The following is a 17,453-nucleotide window of genomic DNA, read 5'->3' as shown; positions in this document are numbered from 1 at the left end:
TCCGCTGTCCTTCCAGCCTCGCCCCTGCAGCCGAGCGCTGCCACGCCATGGCCTCCCGGGTGCGTGACCGTAGCGTGCCGCCCGGCCCTGTGTGGGTGGGGGCACTTTGCTGGAAAGGCCGGGGCGCTCGCATTACGGGCGCCAGGGCGAACGTCAGTCCCGATAGCCGAGGACGGCCATCATCCCGGCCTCCGCGTGGTAGGCGTTGTGGCAGTGGAGCATCCACTGCCCTGGGTTGTCGGCGTCGAAGACGACGGACAGCGTCTTCTTCGGCAGCACGATGGCCGTGTCCTTGCGCGGGCCGTCGGCGCCGAGTTCGTAGGTGTGGCCGTGCAGGTGCATCGGGTGCCACATCGTGCTGCGATTGACGAAGTCCAGCTGGACCCGCTCACCGGCTTCGACGATCAGCGGGTGCGCGGCCGGATCGCTCATGTCCAACCGCACGCCGTTGATGGCCCAGTTGTAGTGATGCATGCCGCCGGTCAGCTCGACACGGTGGACGCGATCGGGCTTCTTCGAGGTCAGCCGGACGTCGTCGGTCGCGCGCAGCTGCGCGGCGGTGACGATCTTCCCGTCCAGTTCCTTGGGCCGCACGCTCGGGCTCGGGGCGGAACCGGCACCGGTGCGAACCAGCGCCATGCCGGCGGCGCCCTTGCCTTCGGCCAGCGAGACGAGGGGGAAGACGCCGTCGCCGAGGGTGACCAGGACGTCGTACCGCTCACCCATGCCGATCAGCAGCGCATCGACTTCCCGGTGCTCGACGGGATACCCGTCGGTGTGGGTGACGGTCATCCGGTGGCCGCCCAGCGCCACCCGATAGGCCGTGTCCCCGCCCGCGTTGATGATGCGCAGGCGGACCCGATCGCCGGGCCTTCCCCTGTGGACGACGGGGGCGGCGGGGATCCGGCCGTTGACCAGGTGGTACGGGTACTTCACGTCGCCGGCGTCGCCACCGAGCAGGTCGCTCGTGGCGCCCATCGGCATCAACCCGTCCCTGTGCATGCCTGCGCCCATCCCCTGCCGAAGTTCGGCGTAGACCTCGTCGGGGGTGCCGGTGACGCCGTCGATCCAGTCGTCCAGGACCACGACCCATTCGTCGTCATAGGACAGCGGTTCGTCGGGGTCCTCGACGATCAACGGGGCGTACAGACCGCGGTCGAGCTGGACGCCGATGTGGGGGTGGACGAAGTACGTCCCGGGAGTGCCGGTGATGAAGCGGTAGGTGAACGTGGAACCCGCCTGCACGGCAGGCTGGGTGACCGGGGGTGCGCCGTCCATGTCATTGCGCAGGGCGATGCCATGCCAGTGGAGGGACGTGGTGGTTCTGTCCGGTAGCTGGTTGGAGAGCTCGGCGGCCAGGGTGTCGCCGGCGGAGACGCGGATCTCCCCGCCCGGGGTCTGGCCGCTGAACGCCCAGCTCTCGGCGGTGAGCCCGCCGCCGAGGTCTAGTACGGCCGGAGCGGCGGTGAGGTTCATGTTGCGTACCGTGCCTCTTCCGGCGCGCTTCTTCTCGGCGGCCGTGACCGCCGGGCCGGAGGGGCTGACCAGGGTGGGTGCGCTGCCGGAGCCGCTGGCGCAGGCGGCGAGCGCGCCGGCTCCCGCGGCGCCGAGCGCGGCCAGCAGGACGGAGCGGCGGCTGATGTCGTTCATGGTGTGACTCTCTACGCCTACATACGCACGACGGGGCTTGGCCCACACCCATCCGACCACGACCCTGTGCTGGGAGCCAGCGGTCAGCCACCGTCACGGGTTCGCCTCCGACTGGAACTCGCGGAACGCGGCGAAGGCACGGGGCCCGTACACGGTGCCCGGCCCGCCGTTCATCAGGATCGCGACCCCGATCGCCTCGGCCGCCTCCTGCTCGGTGGCGTCCTGCCGGACCGCGGCGTGGGCATGGGCGGCGATGCAGCCGTCGCACTCCTTGCTCACCGCGATGGCCAGCGCGATCAGTTCCTTGGTCTTGGCATCCAGCGCGCCGGCGGTCAGCGCGCTGTCGTGCAGCTGCCGGTACCCCTCGTACACCTGCGGGATTGCTTTTCGCAGGTCTCGGGCGGGTGCCCGCAGCTCGCCTCGCACCTGTGTGCCGTAGGTCATGGTTCTGCTCCTTCCTTGGTTCGGCGGACGCCCGTGTCCGTCTCGGCGCTGCTCAACGGTCGGCATGGCCACTTCCCGTATGCCGCGTTTTCTCCATTGACGCGCCGCGGTGGAGCGGAGTGGAGGGGCCGGACGGCTCTTTCGCCGGGACCTTCGGGGCCTGCCGTGGAACAGTGGAGGAAGGGGCGAAGGAGTCGCTGGCTTCTCCTGCGGACGGATGCGCACACGGCCGGTGAAGGAGGACGCGATGGGGCACCCGGTGCTGGCGGGTATCGACGGATCCGAACCGAGCCTGGCCGCAGCCGACTGGGCCGCGCGGGAGGCGCAGCTGCGCGGGGTTCCGCTGCGGCTCGTGCACGCCGTTCCACCGCTTCCGGGCGATCCCGTCCCGGTCCAGGCCGCCGAAACGCTGCACCACGTGGGTGAGCGCATGCTCCAGCGGGTGATCGCCGACCTCGGCGCCCGCTACCCGGACCTCCAGGTGTGGGGCGAGCAGGCCGCCGACGCTCCGGCCGTGGCACTTCTCGGCGCGGCCGGCGACGCCGGCCTTCTGGTGGTCGGAGCACGAGGCTCCGGTGGCTTCGACGGACTCGCGGTCGGTTCGGTGGCCCAACGCGTCGCGGCGGCAGCCGAATGTCCCGTGGTGCTCGTGCCCGAACGGCCGGTCGGGGGCTTCGGAGACGGGACGCGGGTGGCAGGCGGCGTGGCTCAGGTGGTGGTGGGTTTCGACGCGCACCGTCCGGTCGGTGAGGTGGCGGACTTCGCGTTCGCGGCGGCTGAGGCGCGCGGTGCGCTTCTGCGGGTCGTTCAGGCATGGGCGCTTCCCGCCGAGGCCGTGTCTCCTCAGAAGCTGTTCGTGACCGAGGAGGACCGCGCCACCTGGGAGGACCAAGAGGTCCTGCGACTGTCCGACGCGCTGCGTACGCGGCAGGACAAGTACCCGCAAGTTGCAACCCGCACGGATGTCGTCCTGCTGCACCCCGCAGAGGCCCTCCTGAACGCGTCCCGGGGAGCGGACCTGCTGGTCGTGGGCCGCCGCTCCGACCCGCAGGCGCCCGAGGGCCAACTGGGGCCGGTGACCCACGCCGTACTGCACCACACCCGCTGCCCGGTGGCGGTCGTGCCACACGCCGGGTGACGCCGACAGGGAGTGGATCAGCCGAAGAACACCTCGAACTCGTCGTACAGCGACGGGTCCACCAGCTTGGTCTTCGCCCTGGTGCCGTCGAGAGGGATGCGGATGATCCGGGTGCCGCGCAGGGCGACCAACTTGCCGTAGTCACCGTCCTTGACCGCGTCGACGGCATGCAGCCCGAAGCGCGTGGCCAGCCACCGGTCGAAGGCGCTCGGAGTGCCGCCGCGCTGGACGTGGCCGAGGACAGTCGTACGGGCATCCGTGCCGGTGCGCTCCTCGATCTCCTGGGCGAGCCACTCGCCGATGCCCGACAGCCGCACGTGTCCGAACTCGTCCAGGGTCCGGTCCTTGAGGATCATCTGCCCCTCGATGGGGACCGCTCCCTCGGCGGCGACGACGATCGGCGCATAGTGGATCTTGAATCGGTTCTTCACCCACGCACAGACCTGATCGATGTCGAACGGCCGCTCCGGGATGAGGATCACGTTGGCGCCGCCCGCCACGCCGGCGTGCAGGGCGATCCACCCGGAGTGCCTCCCCATCACCTCCACCACCAGGGTGCGCATGTGCGACTCGGCGGTGGTGTGGAGGCGGTCGATGGCCTCCGTCGCGATGCCTACGGCCGTGTCGAAGCCGAAGGTGTAGTCGGTGCCGGACACGTCGTTGTCGATGGTCTTCGGCACGCCGACCAGATTGACCCCCTGTTGGCTCAGGTTGGCGGCCACACCGAGCGTGTCCTCGCCGCCGATCACGATGAGCGCGTCCACCTGGTGCGCGGCAAGGGTGTCCTTGACGCGCTGCACCGCGTCCTCATGTTTGAACGGGTTCGTACGGGAGGAACCGAGGATGGTTCCGCCGCGTGGCAGGATCCCCCGCACGCTGGAGATGTCCAGCGGCACCACATCGCCCTGAAGGGCACCGAGCCAGCCGTCCCGCAGGCCGACGAAATCGAAGCCGTACTCCTGGATGCCCTTGCGGACGACGCTGCGGATCACGGCGTTGAGGCCGGGGCAGTCGCCGCCACCGGTCAGCACTCCGACCTTCATGGCCTCCTCCCTTCTCTGCGCGTGACGTCGGCCGGCTCGCAACCGCCGGCTGTGCCTCGGGGATGATGACGGTGAGGAGGCCGTCGGCGAGAGCGGCAGGCCCGTCATCGGCCTTCACCTCGCGGGCAGCAGCGCCCGGGTCACCTCCGCTGATGTGAACTCGAAGAGCCAGGTGACTCTCCTTTCAGCATGAGCGACAGCGGCCCCGTCGGCGACCCGCCTCGCGGCCCCGCCGCCGAGGACCTCCGGCCCTGTGACCGGGCCTTTGGCCGAAGGCGCTGCTGCCCGCGATCGCCACCGTGGCGCTCATGCGCCGGTGGGGGACGTCCGGCAGGCGTCGATCCCGGTCGGGTTGTCGAGCGCACACGGAGGCACGCCATGCCTGCCCGGACTCACGTCTTGTGTCCCCACCGAGGCCCCACCAGGTCCCACTCCCGGCCCCACTGGTCAATGCGCCGCCGGTCGAGCCGCCACCGGACGAGGGCCCCGGCGCCGAACGCCGTGCCGGCCAGTCCGAGCGCGGCGGCCGTGCCCAGGACGCCGGACTCGATGGCGGCCTCCGTGGGGCTCGGCGGCTCGGTGGCGAGGTCGCCCCGGCCGTCCAGCCAGGCCACGACCTCGGCACCGGCCTTCTGCCCCGTGTCCACCAGGGTCTTGTCGGTTTGCGTCGTGCCGTCGGAGGCTGTCCAGCTAATTCCCGCCAGGGCATGTGTTCCACCTCCTTTGGTGGCCGAGACAGGGACGTCGGCGAGGACCACGGCCCGCACGGAGTGCCGTTCGGCACGCTGCCGGGCGAACACCTCGTCGGCGGCGTGGGCCGTCAGCAGGCCGACGAGCGTGCCGCCCGCGAGGACGACCGCCCAGACGGCCAGCACGATCCAGGCCTCCATGATGTCCTCACGCCGTCGCAAGGGGTTGCCGCGCCACCGCCACAACCGCTTCATCGTGCAGGCGCCGTCGCTCATCGGTCCGCACCTCCTGCGCGTCTTCGTTGTCCTGACCGTGCCGGTCGGCGTCCCGCGCCGGCCTGGGCCGATCAGGCGGCCTCAGAGGACCGATGGGGACCAACTTTCGCCCTGGGGCGGGACGTTCAGCCCTGATCGGCCCGGCTCCCCGCAGAGAACGCATGGCCCGCAGGGTCCTCACGAAGGTCCATCGAGAGCCGCCGGTGGGTGCGCGGAGACCCGCACGCGCAGGCCGACACCGGCCCGCCGCGGGTGGCGCCGGGCCCGCAGGACGCCACGGCGATGACGGGGGCGATTCGTAGACGCGTGCGGGGAGCCGGTCGGGACGACGTCGGGCGGTGAAGTCGCGCAAGGGGAGCCGCTCACGTTCCTGACCACCCAGCACGACCGCCGCACTGACTGGTCGCGCGCCGGGAAGGCTTTCGAACACGTCCTGTCAGGGCCCGTCAGCCTGTAGGAACGCTGATGACGTTCGCCTCCATGGACGCGGGCAAGTCGGGGGTGATCTCGAACACGCCCGCCAGACCGGTGATGCGCAGGAGGCGCAGGAAGCAGGCGTTCTGGGTGACCAGACGGATCCGACCGTGCCGGTCCAGAACACGGTTGCGGGCCCGGCACAGGACGCCGAGCCCTGTGCAGTCGATGAAGGACACGGCACGCAGGTCGACCACCAGATCGGGGCACTCCCCGGCGGTCAGCGCGTCCAGCCGTTCCGCCAGGAACGGTGCCGTGAGGAGGTCGATGTCGCCGTGCAGCTCCACCACGGTCGTACCAGCGACGACGCGCGCCGGGAGGGACGGCGAGTACCTGGTGGGGTTCTCGTACATGGGCCAAGCGAATCTCGTACGCCGGGGCCGGCGGAAGGGCCGATCGGCCCTTCCTGCCAGCTTCCGTGCGGCCGACCGGACCGACGGCGCTCGCAGCCCCGTCCGGCCGGGAGATCGGGGCCGACCGGCCCAAGCCTGAACGCCCTGGCGGGGGACAAGCTGGACCAGCGGGGCAATACAGGCGCCGCTATGGCCCCGGGCTCAGGCCGGGTTCTCCGGCCAGGGGCTGCCGAGGAAGGAAGGATCGTCATGAAGGGCTTCGTCTTCCATGGTCCCGGACACTCCGCCTGGGAGGACGTCCCGGATCCCGGCCTCAAGGACCCCACCGACGCGATCGTGCGCGTCGACACGGTCACCATCTGCGGCACCGACCTCCACATCCTCAAGGGCGACGTGCCCGAGGTGCGCCCCGGCACGGTGCTCGGGCACGAGGCGGTCGGCGAGGTCGTGGAGACCGGCGCCGACGTGCGCACCGTACGGCCTGGGGACCGGGTCCTGGTCTCCTGCATCACCGCCTGCGGCCGTTGTGCGTACTGCCGCAAGGCCATGTACGGCCAGTGCGGGGGTGGCGGAGGCTGGATCCTCGGCCATCTGATCGACGGCACCCAGGCCGAGTACGTGCGCGTACCGCACGCCGACCTGTCCGTCCACGCGCTGCCCGGCACCCTGGGAGGCAAGGACGCCGTCCTGCTCGCCGACATCTTCCCCACCGCCTACGAAGTGGGTGTGCTGAACGGGCAGGTGCGGCCCGGCGACACCGTCGCCGTCGTCGGCGCCGGCCCCATCGGACTCGCGGCCATCGCCACGGCCCGGCTGTTCGCGCCCGAGCGGATCGTCGCCGTGGACCTGGCCCCCGCCCGGCTTGAGGCAGCCAGGCAGCTCGGCGCCGACGCCGTGGCCGACGCCCGTGAGGCCCCCGAGCAGCTGATCGCCGACCTCACCGACGGGCTGGGCGCCGACGTGGTCATCGAGGCTGTCGGAGTGCCCGAGAGCTTCGAGATGTGCACGCGCATGGTCCGGCCCGGCGGGCACGTCGCCAACATCGGCGTGCACGGCAGGCCGGCGACCCTGCACCTCGAAGACCTGTGGATCAAGAACGTGACCATCACCACCGGTCTCGTCGACACCCACTCCACACCGACCCTGCTGCGCATGGCGGCGGCCGGCCGACTGCCCACCTCGCAGCTGGTCACCCACACCTTCCCGCTCGACCTCATGGAGGAGGCGTACGACGTCTTCGGCCGGGCCGCCGACACCGGCGCCCTCAAGGTCGTCCTCGGCGGGGAGCCGCACGACGTGGTCGCCCTCCCGGCGGCCTGACGAGAGGAAGTGACGTGCCATGCCACTGCCGAACGGGCAGCCCGGGAGGCACGCCTGCGGGCGGTCCCGCTGTGTGTCGTGCACGCCGGGAACAACAGCCGAGGCCACCACGCCGTACCGCGATGCCGTAATCGGCCTGATTGGGCTGTGGTGACTGCCGGGGCGTTCCGCTGATGCGGTTCTCGAGTTCGCGTTCGACGCGGCCGCGTGTCGTGCCACCGGCCCGTGGGGCGTGCACGGCTGGAACGCGATGCCCTACCGGTGGGTGGGAAAGGGGCGCGAGTGGGCCGTACGGCCGGAGGGGATTCTGACCGAGAATCTGCACCTGCGACGGGAGAAGTCTCCCGGCGTCCAGGGCCTGTTGTCTGGATCAGGCCGGCTGTGAGGTGCGGTGCATTCCAGCCGACCAGAGTGGGGCGTGCCGCCACCGGCAGGCCGGGCGCGCATCTGGCGGACGCCTCACGGGGCGCGTCGCTGGTCGTCCTGGGGCGCAGGTGCCGCCATGCCTGGGTCGGACCGCACCTCGGTCCCATCGAAGGGGGCGAGCAGGACTCCGGTGACCAGGTCGGGGCGGATGCGGACCGCATAGTCCATGGCTCGACCCACCCAGGGTTGGAGCATGTTCTGACAGCGGGCCAGATCGCGGGCGTCGGTCACGAGGCGGGCGTAGCCGGTGACGACCACGCTCCAGCCGATGTGCTTGTCCGGGTCGATGGCGTCTGCCTCGTACGCCACCACGACCCCTGGTGCTCCCGCCTGCCGGGCCCGTGATGTCAGGGAGGCTCCCTCGTGGGTGCGGATGACGATGTCACCGTCGTCCAGGACATGGTTGACAGGGCGGACCGTCGGCAGAGCGTGCTGGGTGAAGACGATCCGCCCGAAGGACACGCTGCCCAGGAGCCGCAGCGCCTCGGCGCTGTCGAGTTCGATGCTCTGGCGAGGTCCCGGGGCGATCGGCAGGGCATTGTCGCAGGCCATGGCGGGCTTTCGTAGCTGTTCGTCTCTCACTGCTGCAGGTCTCCGACCGGCTCACCGGTTCCGTCAGGCGGCGCGGGACTGTGTGGCCGCAGGGTGGGTGGGGCGGCTTCTTGTGTGGCTCTCTTCCGATCAGATCATTCGAACCACGGCCGCCCGGCCGACGCTAGGGCCGTTCGGCCCTCGCCGGTGACCGGGCGGCCTGTTCGCGTTCTCTCGACCCGTTCGGGCTGCCTGTACCCGCGGCTCCGCGGCCGACGGCCGCGCCTGCGCGTCGCATCCGTACCGTCCCCTGCCTCGGACCGTTACCGTGGCACTTGACCGCAACGGTTGGCTTCGGGCGGGTCGAGGGGACGTGGAGGAGCACCGGTGGAGAGCCATGAGCAGGCTGGTCAGGCCCGCGTACGGCTGCCGCAGCTGAAGCTGGACGAACTGCTGGAGGAGCTGCAGGCCCGCCTCGACGCGGCCCGCGGCACGCGCGACCGGGTGCACAGCCTCCTGGAGGCGGTGCTCTCGGTCGGCCGGGAACTGGATCTGGAGCAGGCCCTGCACAGCATCGTGGAGGCCGCCGCGGTGCTGGTCGACGCCGAGTACGCGGCCCTGGGCGTGATCGGGCCGGACGGCAAGCGGCTGTCCGCCTTCCACACCGTCGGCGTCTCCGAGGAACAGATCGCCCGCATCGGCCCCTTCCCGGAGGGCCACGGAATCCTCGGCGAGCTGATCAGTCACCCCGAGGCGCTGCGGCTCACGAAGATCTCCGAACATCCCGCCTCGTACGGCTTCCCTGCGCACCACCCGCCGATGAACACGTTCCTCGGCGTCCCGATCCGGGTGCGCGACCAGGTCTTCGGCAACCTGTATCTGACCGAGAAGAGGGGCGGGGCTCAGTTCGACGAGGAGGACGAGTCCGTCCTGTCGACGCTGGCCGTCGCGGCGGGCGTCGCCATCGACAACGCCCGCCTGTATGAGGAGTCCCGGCTGCGGGAGCGCTGGCTGCAGGCCAACGCGGAACTCACCCACAGCCTGATGTCCGGCGGCGAGCGCGGCGAGGCCCTCGGCCTGATCGCCGAACGCGCCAGGGAGATCACCGGCGCGGGCCTGGCCGTCGTCGCCATGCCCCTGGAGGACACCGACGTGCTGGAGGTGGAACTGGCCGTCGGGCAGGGCGCCGAGGCTCACCGCGGGCTCGTGCTGCCCGTGGACGGCAGCCTCATCGGTCAGGCATTCTCCACCGCCACCCCGGTCACCAGCCCGGACGTGACCTGCGACGAGCGTGTGCCGGCCGCCTCACCCCGCTTCGACGGGCTCGCGGCTGCCGTGGCCGTTCCCATCGGCGCGGGCGACGGCGTACGCGGCGTTGTGCTGCTGGTGCGGGAGGCGGGGCGCCCGCCGTTCTCCGAGAAGGAGATCGCGCCGCTGAGAGGCTTTGCCTCCCAGGCGGCGATCGCGATGGAGCTGGCCGAGCGCCGCCAGGACGCGGAGCAGATCGCCCTGTTGCAGGACCGCGACCGGATCGCCCGGGACCTGCATGACCTCGCGATCCAGCGGCTGTTCGCGACGGGCATGACGTTGCAGAGCGCCGGCCGGTTCATCGAGCACAAGGAGGCCTCGGAGCGCGTGGGGCGGGCGGTGGAGGACCTGGACGAGACCATCAAGATCATCCGGTCGACGATCTTCGGTCTGCGTGCCCGCGACGGTGCCTCCGGGAGCGGGCTGCGCGCTCGCGTGGTCCGGGTGGCCGGCGAGGCGGCTCCCGTGCTGGGCTTCGCGCCCAGCGTGCGCATGGAGGGCCTGCTGGACACCGACGTACCCCGGGAGGTCGCCGACCATGTGGAGGCCGTGCTGTCCGAGGCCCTGACCAATGTCGGCCGTCACGCCCGCGCCGACCGTGCCGATGTCGCGCTGGAGACCGACGGCCGCGAGGTGCGGCTGACCGTGTCCGACAACGGGGTGGGCATCCCGGCCGACGGGCGCCGCAGCGGCTTGGCCAACATTGCGGAGCGAGCTCGACAGTTGGGCGGCGAGCTGAAGGTGATCACTCCCGAGGGCGGCGGCAGCACACTGGTGTGGCGCGTGCCGCTGACGGCGCAAGAGCGGTAGAGGGCGCCGGAGCCAGGACCGGTCGGGCCGACGGGCACGCACGCGCTCCCTGGCGGCCGGCTCCCGGTCCGGCCTCTGTCGCCGGGACCGGGAGGGATGGCTCAGTCGTGCGGCACGATCGCGACCGGGCAGCGGATGCGGTGCATCACCGCGTGCGCGACCGGACCGGCGTGCAGGCCGACGTTGGCCAGGTGCCCGCATGCCGACAGGATGCAATGCCTGCGTGGCCATGGCCGGTCCCTTCCAGGAGGGGCGTTGATCACTGGCGGGCCGGGCCGGTGGTCGTCGTTGTTACCGGTTGGAGATCGTCGTTGTCCTCCTCGGGGTGTGCCCGGCCCCGAGTGCCGGGGAAGAAGCGCGGTGGATCTCGGTCCTGACGCCCCCTCCAGGCGGTGACCTCCGGCGTTCACGCCTCACGCAGGCCCTCCCAGGGGCTGTTCGGGCGGGCCACCGGGCCGATCGGCCCTCACCCCCGCGTGCTTGGGGCTGCCCGGGCATCGCTCCCGCACCGGTGCTCCCTTCGGCACACGCGGGTCGGGCCCAACGGACCCGGGTGGGGCCGATCCGCCCCTGCCGCCACCGGTGCCGGAGTGCGACGGTGGAGTGGGACCCGCGCCGCATCCCACTGCGGCCCGACGAAAGGCGGTGGGCGTGATGGAGTTGCCCATGGTCGTAGGTGTCGACGGATCGGAGCCGAGTCTCGGCGCGGTCGACTGGGCCGTGGATGAGGCGGCCCGGCACGGTCTGCCACTGCGTCTGGTGTATGCGTCCCTTTGGGAGCGGTACGAGGGCAATGTGCCCTCCGTCGGAGCGGAACGCCCGCCTGAGCGAATCATGGCGGCGAACATCGTCGGCACCGCTGCCGAACGTGCCCGTCGACGCAACCCCGAGGTGAAGGTCTCGGCCGACGTGGTCCCCGACGAGGCGGCGAACGCGCTTCTGGGCGAGGCCCATCACGCCTTCGCCGTGGTGACCGGATCACGCGGCCGCGGTGAGTTCACCGGCCTGCTCCTGGGATCGGTCGGCCTGGCCGTCGCGGCTCGCGCCCACGGACCGGTGATCGTGGTCCGTGGCGACAAAGCCGGCCTGGCAGGCACCCACGAGCGGATCCTGCTCGGCGCGGCCGCCCCCTCGATCGCCGGTGAGGCCATGCGATTCGCCTTCCGCGAAGCGGAGGCACGCCGATGCGCGCTCGACGTCGTGCGGGCCTGGCGTGTTCCCGCAATCGAGTCGGTCGACCACCACCTGAGCACCGGCGACCCGGCCCACCACCAGAAGGAACAGGCGTCCGCCCTGCTCGACGCCGTGCTCCACGACCCGATGGCCGACCACCCCCGCGTGCCGGTGCGCCGCGACACGGTGGAGGGACCGGCCCACCGGGTGCTCCTGCGCAGGGCGGCGGCAGCCGACCTCGTCGTGATCGGAGCGCGGCGCCGGTCCGGCCACTTCGGGCTCCAGCTGGGCCGGGTGGGGCACACGCTGCTGCACCATGCCCCCTGTCCCGTAGCCGTCGTACCGCAATCGGAGTGACCATGGAGCGCGCCCTCACCCCGACGACGTCCTCGCACGCACTCGCACCTGTCCTACGGGACATCCGTGCCGCCGTCGTGGAGGACGCCCTGGCGGGGATGGAGGCCGGGTGGGTCGGAGGGTTCGCTCTCGTCGTCGGCGTGGACCGGGCCGCCGCCGGGGACTCGGGGGGAGACTGCGGCGGCACGGCACCGACATCGTCGTACGGGATCTGGCGGAACTACTGGTGTGAGGAGCGTCGAAGTGACCGGCTGGACCTGGGAGTACGAGGGCTACGAGCCCGCGCGACAGCGACTCAGGGAATCCCTGTGCACCCTCGGCAACGGCTACTTCGCTACCCGGGGCGCTCTCCCGGAGTGCGCTGCCGACGAGATCCACTACCCGGGCACCTACATCGCGGGCATCCACAACCGGCTCACCTCGTGCGTCGCGGGCCGCCGGGTCGAGAACGAGGACATGGTCAACGTCCCGAACTGGCTGCCGCTGCGCTTCCGCCTGCGTGACGGCCACTGGCTCACTCCCGACACCGCCCCGGTGCTCACACACCGCATGGACCTGCACCTGGCGTCGGGCATGCTCGAACGACGCACCCGCTACGACCTCGGCAAAGGACGGGTGCTGACGGTGCGCCAGCAGCGGATCGTCCACATGGCCGACCCGCATCTGGCGGTGCTGCGCACCGAGTTCACTGCTGAGGGCTTCTCCGGCGAACTCGAGGTCGAGGCGCTGCTCGACGGGGGCGTCACCAATGCCGGTGTCCCGCGCTACCGCGACCTGGACGGCCACCACCTCACCCACGTGCACGCGGGCACGGCCGCCCCGGACACGGTCTGGCTGCGCTGCCGCACCCGGACTTCGGACATCCGGATCGGGATGGCCGCCCGTCTGACCGCCGACCCACCCGTCACGATCCGGAACGAGAGCCCCCGCACCACCCAGCACACCTGTCTGGACCTGGTGGAGGGCCGCACGGCCAGCGTGGACAAGGTCGTCGCCCTCCACACCTCCCGCGATCCCGCCATCAGCGACCCGCTGCACGCCTCCGTCGACCGAGTGGGCCGGGCCCCCGGCTTCGACGCCCTGCTCGAAACCCACATCACGGCATGGGACCAGATCTGGCGCCGAGCAGAACTCGACGTCGCGGGCGACTCGGGCCGCATCCTGCGACTGCACCTCTTCCACGTGCTGCAGACGCTCTCGCCGCACACCGCCGACCTCGATGTCGGCGTGCCCGCGAGGGGGCTGCACGGGGAGGCGTACCGAGGCCACGTCTTCTGGGACGAACTCTTCGTCCTGCCCTACCTCAACCTGCACTTCCCGGAGGTCTCCCGAGCCCTCCTGCGCTACCGTCACCGACGCCTGGAACAGGCCTGCACCTCGGCAAGGGCGGCGGGTCACCGAGGCGCGATGTACCCCTGGCAGAGCGGCAGCGACGGGCGTGAGGAGACCCAGCAGCTCCATCTCAACCCGCGCTCGGGACGCTGGCTGCCCGACCACTCCCGGCTCCAGCACCACGTGGGCTCGGCGATCGCGTACAACGTGTGGCAGTACTGCGAGGCGAGCGGCGACATGGAGTTCCGGCACACCAAGGGCGCCGAGATGCTGTTGCAGATCGCCCGCTTCTGGGCTGACCGGGCCGTCTACGACGGGGGCCTGGGCCGGCATCGCATCAAGGGAGTCGTAGGGCCCGACGAATACCACGACTTCTACCCGGGTGCCGATGTGCCCGGCCTGGACGACAACGCGTACACCAACGTCACCGCGGCCTGGGTGCTGGCCCGCACACTGGAGCTGCTGGACACCCTGCCCGAGCCCCGTCGGCGCGAACTCGCTGAGCGCACCGGTCTGGACGGCGGCGAACTCGAACGGTGGGAGGACGTCTCGCGCACCCTCCATGTCCCCTTCCACGACGGTGTCATCAGCCAGTTCGCGGGCTACGGCGAGCTCGCGGAGCTTCCCTGGGAGGAGTACCGGCAGCGCCACGGTGACATCCGCCGCCTGGACCGGATCCTGGAGGCGGAGGGCGACACCGTCAACCGCTACAAGGCGTCCAAACAGGCCGACGTCCTGATGCTCGGATACCTCTTCGCACCGGCCGAACTGGGGGGCCTATTCCGCCGGTTGGGCTACCGGCTGGACGACGACGTGTGGCGGAGCACCGTCGACTACTACATGCATCGCACCAGCCACGGGTCCACCCTCAGCGGCCTGGTCCACGGCTGGGTCCTGGCCCGTGCCCGGCGTGCCGAGGCGTGGAAGTTCTGCCAGGAGGCCCTCCAGGGCGACATCGCCGACGTCCAGGGCGGCACCACCGGCGAGGGCATCCACCTGGGTGCCATGGCCGGCACCCTGGACCTCGTCCAGCGCGGCCTGACCGGCCTGGAGACCCGGTGCGGCGCCCTGTGGCTCGACCCCGTGCCCCTGCCGGAACTGTCCTCGTACGGCTTCGCCCTGCGCTACCAGGGGCACTGGGGTGTACGGCTGAGCCTGGAACGCGGGCTGCTGGAGATCGCCGTGCCTGCCTCGGACGCGTCCGCGATCGACGTACGGCTGCCGGACCACACGGTCAGCGTCGAGCCCGGGGAGACGGCTCGCCTGGAGCTCCCGGACTGACCGTCGCCCGGCCCTACGGCCGCGACAGGCGCCTCTGTCGAGTGGGCCTTCCCCGGCCCTCAGGCGAAGGCGGCCAGGATCCTCATGCCGGGCGGGATCGCGGCCAGCTCCCCGTTCCGCGACAGCAACATCGTCCACGTGTCGGCGGCCCGGACGCGCCGTGCCGCGTGTCCGGCGCCGCTGCGCCGCAAGTCGGACATGAGGGGCAGGGGCCACACGCAGCCGTTCGGCACGCCGAGGCAGGGGTCTGTCGCGTGCCCTGCTCCGGCGTACGGAGCAGGGCCCCGGGCGGCACACCGGCGCTGGTGCCTATCAGCGCTCCGATGCCGACGATCAGCTTGGACTGCGGGACCGTCGGCAGCAGACAGGCGATCGTCTCACCGAACACCCGGGTGCGGGCGGTGACCGGTGCCCCGAGCGCGTGGGGCGCACACCCCGGTCCGGCGGGTCTGCCCGACGGCCCGACCGGTCCGCCAGAGCGGGACGGGACCCCAGGGGCGCGCTCAGGGCGCGAGCGAGAAGTAGTTCTCCTCCTCCTGCGTGAAGTGCAGCCGCAGCACCGTGTGCAGCCCGTAAAGGCAGGCCCGCAGGTCGTCGAACTGCTCCGGGGCCAGGGCCCCGTCGGGGCCGACCAGAGTGAGGTGGGTGGCGATGCGGTGGGCGAGGCGGTCGATCTCGACGTGGGCGCGGCTCATCGTGGCGGTGGCCTCGGGGCCGCCGAGCGTGGGGGCGAGGGCCGGGTAGAGCTGGTGCTCCTCGGCGTACTCGTGCGGCAGGAGCTGCTCGGTGAGCAGACGGTGCACTTCGCGCACGGCCGCGAGGGCCTGTGGTCCGGGGCTGTCCGCGAGGTGGTCGGCGGCGGAGCGCACGGCCTCCAGGACGTCCTGCAGGTCGTCGTGCTCCGCCGCGAAGCGGTGGATGAGGGCCTGAGTGGACGGCTGGAGCGCCGGGCGTGCCCCGCGGTCGTCGCCCAGCGCGCGCAGGGCGTTGAGGATCACCGCGACGTCGATGCCCTCCTGGAGCAGGGCGCCGACGGCGGGCGGGAGGATACCGAGGGCGGCCGCGGCCATCGCGATCAGCGACAGCGCCATGCCGCAGAGCGCGCTCTGCACGGCGATGCGCCGGGAGCGTACGGCGATGCCGACAGCGTCGGCCAGGCGGTCCACCCGGTCGGTGGTCAGCACGATGTCGGCGGCCTCGGAGGACGCGGTGGAGCCGCGCGCGCCCATCGCCACACCGACGTCGGCGGCGGCGAGGGCGGGAGCGTCGTTCACCCCGTCGCCCACCATCACCGTGACCGCGCGGTCGCGTTCGGCACGCACCGCGGTGACCTTGTCGGCCGGGGAGAGGCCCGCGCGCACGTCGTCGAGTCCGAGCACGGCGCCGACCTCGTGGGCGGGTTCGGGACGGTCACCGGTGAGCATGACGAGCCGTTCGATGCCGGCCGAGCGCAGTCGGCGCAGCGTGCGTGGCGCGTCGTGGCGCAGCGGGTCGCGCAGCAGGACGGCACCGACCGGGTGGCTGTCCACGGTGAGCCAGACGACGGTCGCCCCGTCCAGGACGGCCCGGTTGTCCGCCGAGCGGGCCCAGGCGGGCTTTTCCGCACCGGTATCGAGGCCGCCTACGCCCATTCGGCGCGCCGCGATGGTGCCCCGCGCGCCACGGCCCGGCTCCTCGGACATGTCCGTGGGCACGGACAGCCGCAGTCCTCGCTCGCGGGCCGCGTCGACCAGGGCCCGCGCGAGGACGTGCGGCGAGTACTGGTCGAGCGAGGCGGCCAGCCGCAGGACCTGCGACGGCTGCCAGCCGTGGGCGGCGATCACGTCGAGCACCCGGGGATGGCCGCCGGTGAGGGTGCCGGTCTTGTCCAGGAGCAGCGTGCGGGCCCGGCCGAGGTTCTCCAGCGCTCCGCCGTCGCGGATCACCACGCCCAGGCGCGAGGCCCGCGACAGCCCGGAGACCACGGCCACCGGCGCCGCCAGCAGCAGCGGACAGGGCGTTGCGACCACCAGGACCGCCACCGCCCGCACGGCGGAACCGCTGATCAGCCAGGTCAGCCCCGCCACGGCCACGGTGAGCGGCAGGAACCAGGCCGCGTACCGGTCGGCGAGCCGTACCACGGGCGCCGACTCGGCGGAGGCATCCCGGGCCAGCCGTACGATCCCGGCGTACGTGCTGTCCTGTGCGGTCGCGGTGGCGCGCAGTTCGAAGGCGCCGCCCGCGTTGACCGCGCCACTGCGCACCGACTCGCCCGGCGGGTGCCGTACGGCCAGCGGTTCTCCGGTGAGCACCGACTCGTCGAGTTCGGCCGGGTCGCCGGCCACACTCCCGTCAACGGGGACGACCTCGCCGGGCCCGACGACCAGCAGGTCACCGACGGCGACCTCGGCCAGGGGCACCGTACGCACGGCGGTGCCGGTCCGGCGCCGGGCGGTGCGGGGCGCATGCTCCAGCAGGGCGCGCAGATCGCGCGAGGCCCGCTGCCGCGCGGACGCCTCCAGTGCCCGGCCGGTGGCGAGCATCAGCGCGATCAGGGACCCGGCCAGGTACTCGCCGACGGCGAGCGTGCCACCCAGTGCCAGTACCGCGATCAGGTCGACGCCCGCTTGACCGCGGCGCAACGCGCCCAGCACCCAGCCGACCGCCGGCCCTATGGCGACGACCGTGCCCAGCGCCCAGCACAGGTCGGCGAGGCCGGTGGCGCCCGCGAGCCAGAAGGCACCGCCGACGGTCAGGGCGACGACGCTGTATGCCAGCAGGAGAGATTCGAGCGGCGGCATACGGGAGAGGGCTGCCAGCAGCCGGCGCGACGGCCTCTGAGGAAGGAAACGGTTCATGACGGTCTTCG

Annotated in this window: 13 protein-coding genes; 5 read left to right on the top strand and 8 right to left on the bottom strand. The window is 71.9% G+C overall.

The genetic code is table 11. The annotated features are described in order from the left end of the window. Positions 1-153 precede the first annotated feature (153 nt). Complete coding sequence (locus AQJ67_RS02000) at positions 154-1,650, bottom strand: multicopper oxidase family protein (protein ID WP_062716200.1); 1,497 nt, start codon at positions 1,648-1,650, stop codon at positions 154-156. 93 nt (positions 1,651-1,743) lie between these two features. Then, on the bottom strand, positions 1,744-2,094 hold the full coding sequence (locus AQJ67_RS01995) for a carboxymuconolactone decarboxylase family protein (protein WP_062716199.1): 351 nt from the start codon (positions 2,092-2,094) through the stop codon (positions 1,744-1,746). Between the two features lie 247 nt (positions 2,095-2,341). On the opposite strand from AQJ67_RS01995, the gene AQJ67_RS01990 reads away from it, so the two are divergent. Next, positions 2,342-3,232, top strand: a complete 891-nt coding sequence (locus AQJ67_RS01990; RefSeq protein ID WP_062716759.1) for a universal stress protein — start codon at positions 2,342-2,344, stop codon at positions 3,230-3,232. Between the two features lie 17 nt (positions 3,233-3,249). On the opposite strand, the gene AQJ67_RS01985 is transcribed toward AQJ67_RS01990, so the two are convergent. The 3 genes from AQJ67_RS01985 to AQJ67_RS01975 form a co-directional block, all read right to left on the bottom strand. Then, on the bottom strand, positions 3,250-4,275 hold the full coding sequence (locus tag AQJ67_RS01985; protein ID WP_062716198.1) for a 6-phosphofructokinase: 1,026 nt from the start codon (positions 4,273-4,275) through the stop codon (positions 3,250-3,252). 392 nt (positions 4,276-4,667) lie between these two features. Continuing rightward, positions 4,668-5,240 (bottom strand): Rv1733c family protein, encoded by a 573-nt coding sequence (locus AQJ67_RS01980; RefSeq protein WP_062716197.1) that lies wholly within the window; start codon positions 5,238-5,240, stop codon positions 4,668-4,670. Positions 5,241-5,686: 446 nt separating this feature from the next. Next, complete coding sequence (locus tag AQJ67_RS01975) at positions 5,687-6,067, bottom strand: STAS domain-containing protein (protein ID WP_062716196.1); 381 nt, start codon at positions 6,065-6,067, stop codon at positions 5,687-5,689. A 249-nt stretch (positions 6,068-6,316) separates the two neighbouring features. On the opposite strand from AQJ67_RS01975, the gene AQJ67_RS01970 reads away from it, so the two are divergent. After that, entirely contained in the window at positions 6,317-7,387 is a 1,071-nt protein-coding gene (locus AQJ67_RS01970; RefSeq protein WP_062716195.1) for a zinc-dependent alcohol dehydrogenase family protein, read from the top strand. A gap of 459 nt (positions 7,388-7,846) precedes the next feature. Here the strand turns inward: AQJ67_RS01970 and AQJ67_RS01965 are convergent, their stop codons facing one another. After that, positions 7,847-8,365, bottom strand: a complete 519-nt coding sequence (locus tag AQJ67_RS01965) for a pyridoxamine 5'-phosphate oxidase family protein (protein ID WP_208614885.1) — start codon at positions 8,363-8,365, stop codon at positions 7,847-7,849. A 366-nt stretch (positions 8,366-8,731) separates the two neighbouring features. Between AQJ67_RS01965 and AQJ67_RS01960 the strand changes: the two genes are divergently transcribed. The 3 genes from AQJ67_RS01960 (at position 8,732) to AQJ67_RS01950 (ending at position 14,605) form a co-directional block, all read left to right on the top strand. Continuing rightward, positions 8,732-10,462 carry a GAF domain-containing sensor histidine kinase gene (locus AQJ67_RS01960; protein ID WP_062716193.1) on the top strand — a complete coding sequence of 577 codons (1,731 nt, stop codon included), beginning with the start codon at positions 8,732-8,734 and terminating at the stop codon, positions 10,460-10,462. 654 nt (positions 10,463-11,116) lie between these two features. Next, the gene (locus AQJ67_RS01955; protein ID WP_079055770.1) at positions 11,117-11,992 is read left to right on the top strand and encodes a universal stress protein; all 876 of its coding nucleotides are present in this window, start codon (positions 11,117-11,119) and stop codon (positions 11,990-11,992) included. Positions 11,993-12,235: 243 nt separating this feature from the next. Further along, positions 12,236-14,605 carry a glycoside hydrolase family 65 protein gene (locus AQJ67_RS01950; RefSeq protein ID WP_062716191.1) on the top strand — a complete coding sequence of 790 codons (2,370 nt, stop codon included), beginning with the start codon at positions 12,236-12,238 and terminating at the stop codon, positions 14,603-14,605. Positions 14,606-14,664: 59 nt separating this feature from the next. Here AQJ67_RS01950 and AQJ67_RS47445 read toward each other — a convergent pair whose 3' ends face one another. Further along, a complete protein-coding gene (locus tag AQJ67_RS47445) occupies positions 14,665-14,805 on the bottom strand; it encodes a hypothetical protein (RefSeq protein WP_159058700.1) in 141 nt (46 codons plus the stop codon). Between the two features lie 303 nt (positions 14,806-15,108). Beyond that, complete coding sequence (locus AQJ67_RS01945; RefSeq protein WP_208614884.1) at positions 15,109-17,442, bottom strand: heavy metal translocating P-type ATPase; 2,334 nt, start codon at positions 17,440-17,442, stop codon at positions 15,109-15,111. Between the last annotated feature and the right edge of the window lie 11 nt (positions 17,443-17,453).

Origin of the sequence: Streptomyces caeruleatus (assembly GCF_001514235.1) — a bacterium.
GTDB lineage: Bacteria > Actinomycetota > Actinomycetes > Streptomycetales > Streptomycetaceae > Streptomyces > Streptomyces caeruleatus.
Note: the sequence above shows the minus strand (reverse complement) of the source record. Positions and strands in the feature narration are given on the sequence as shown.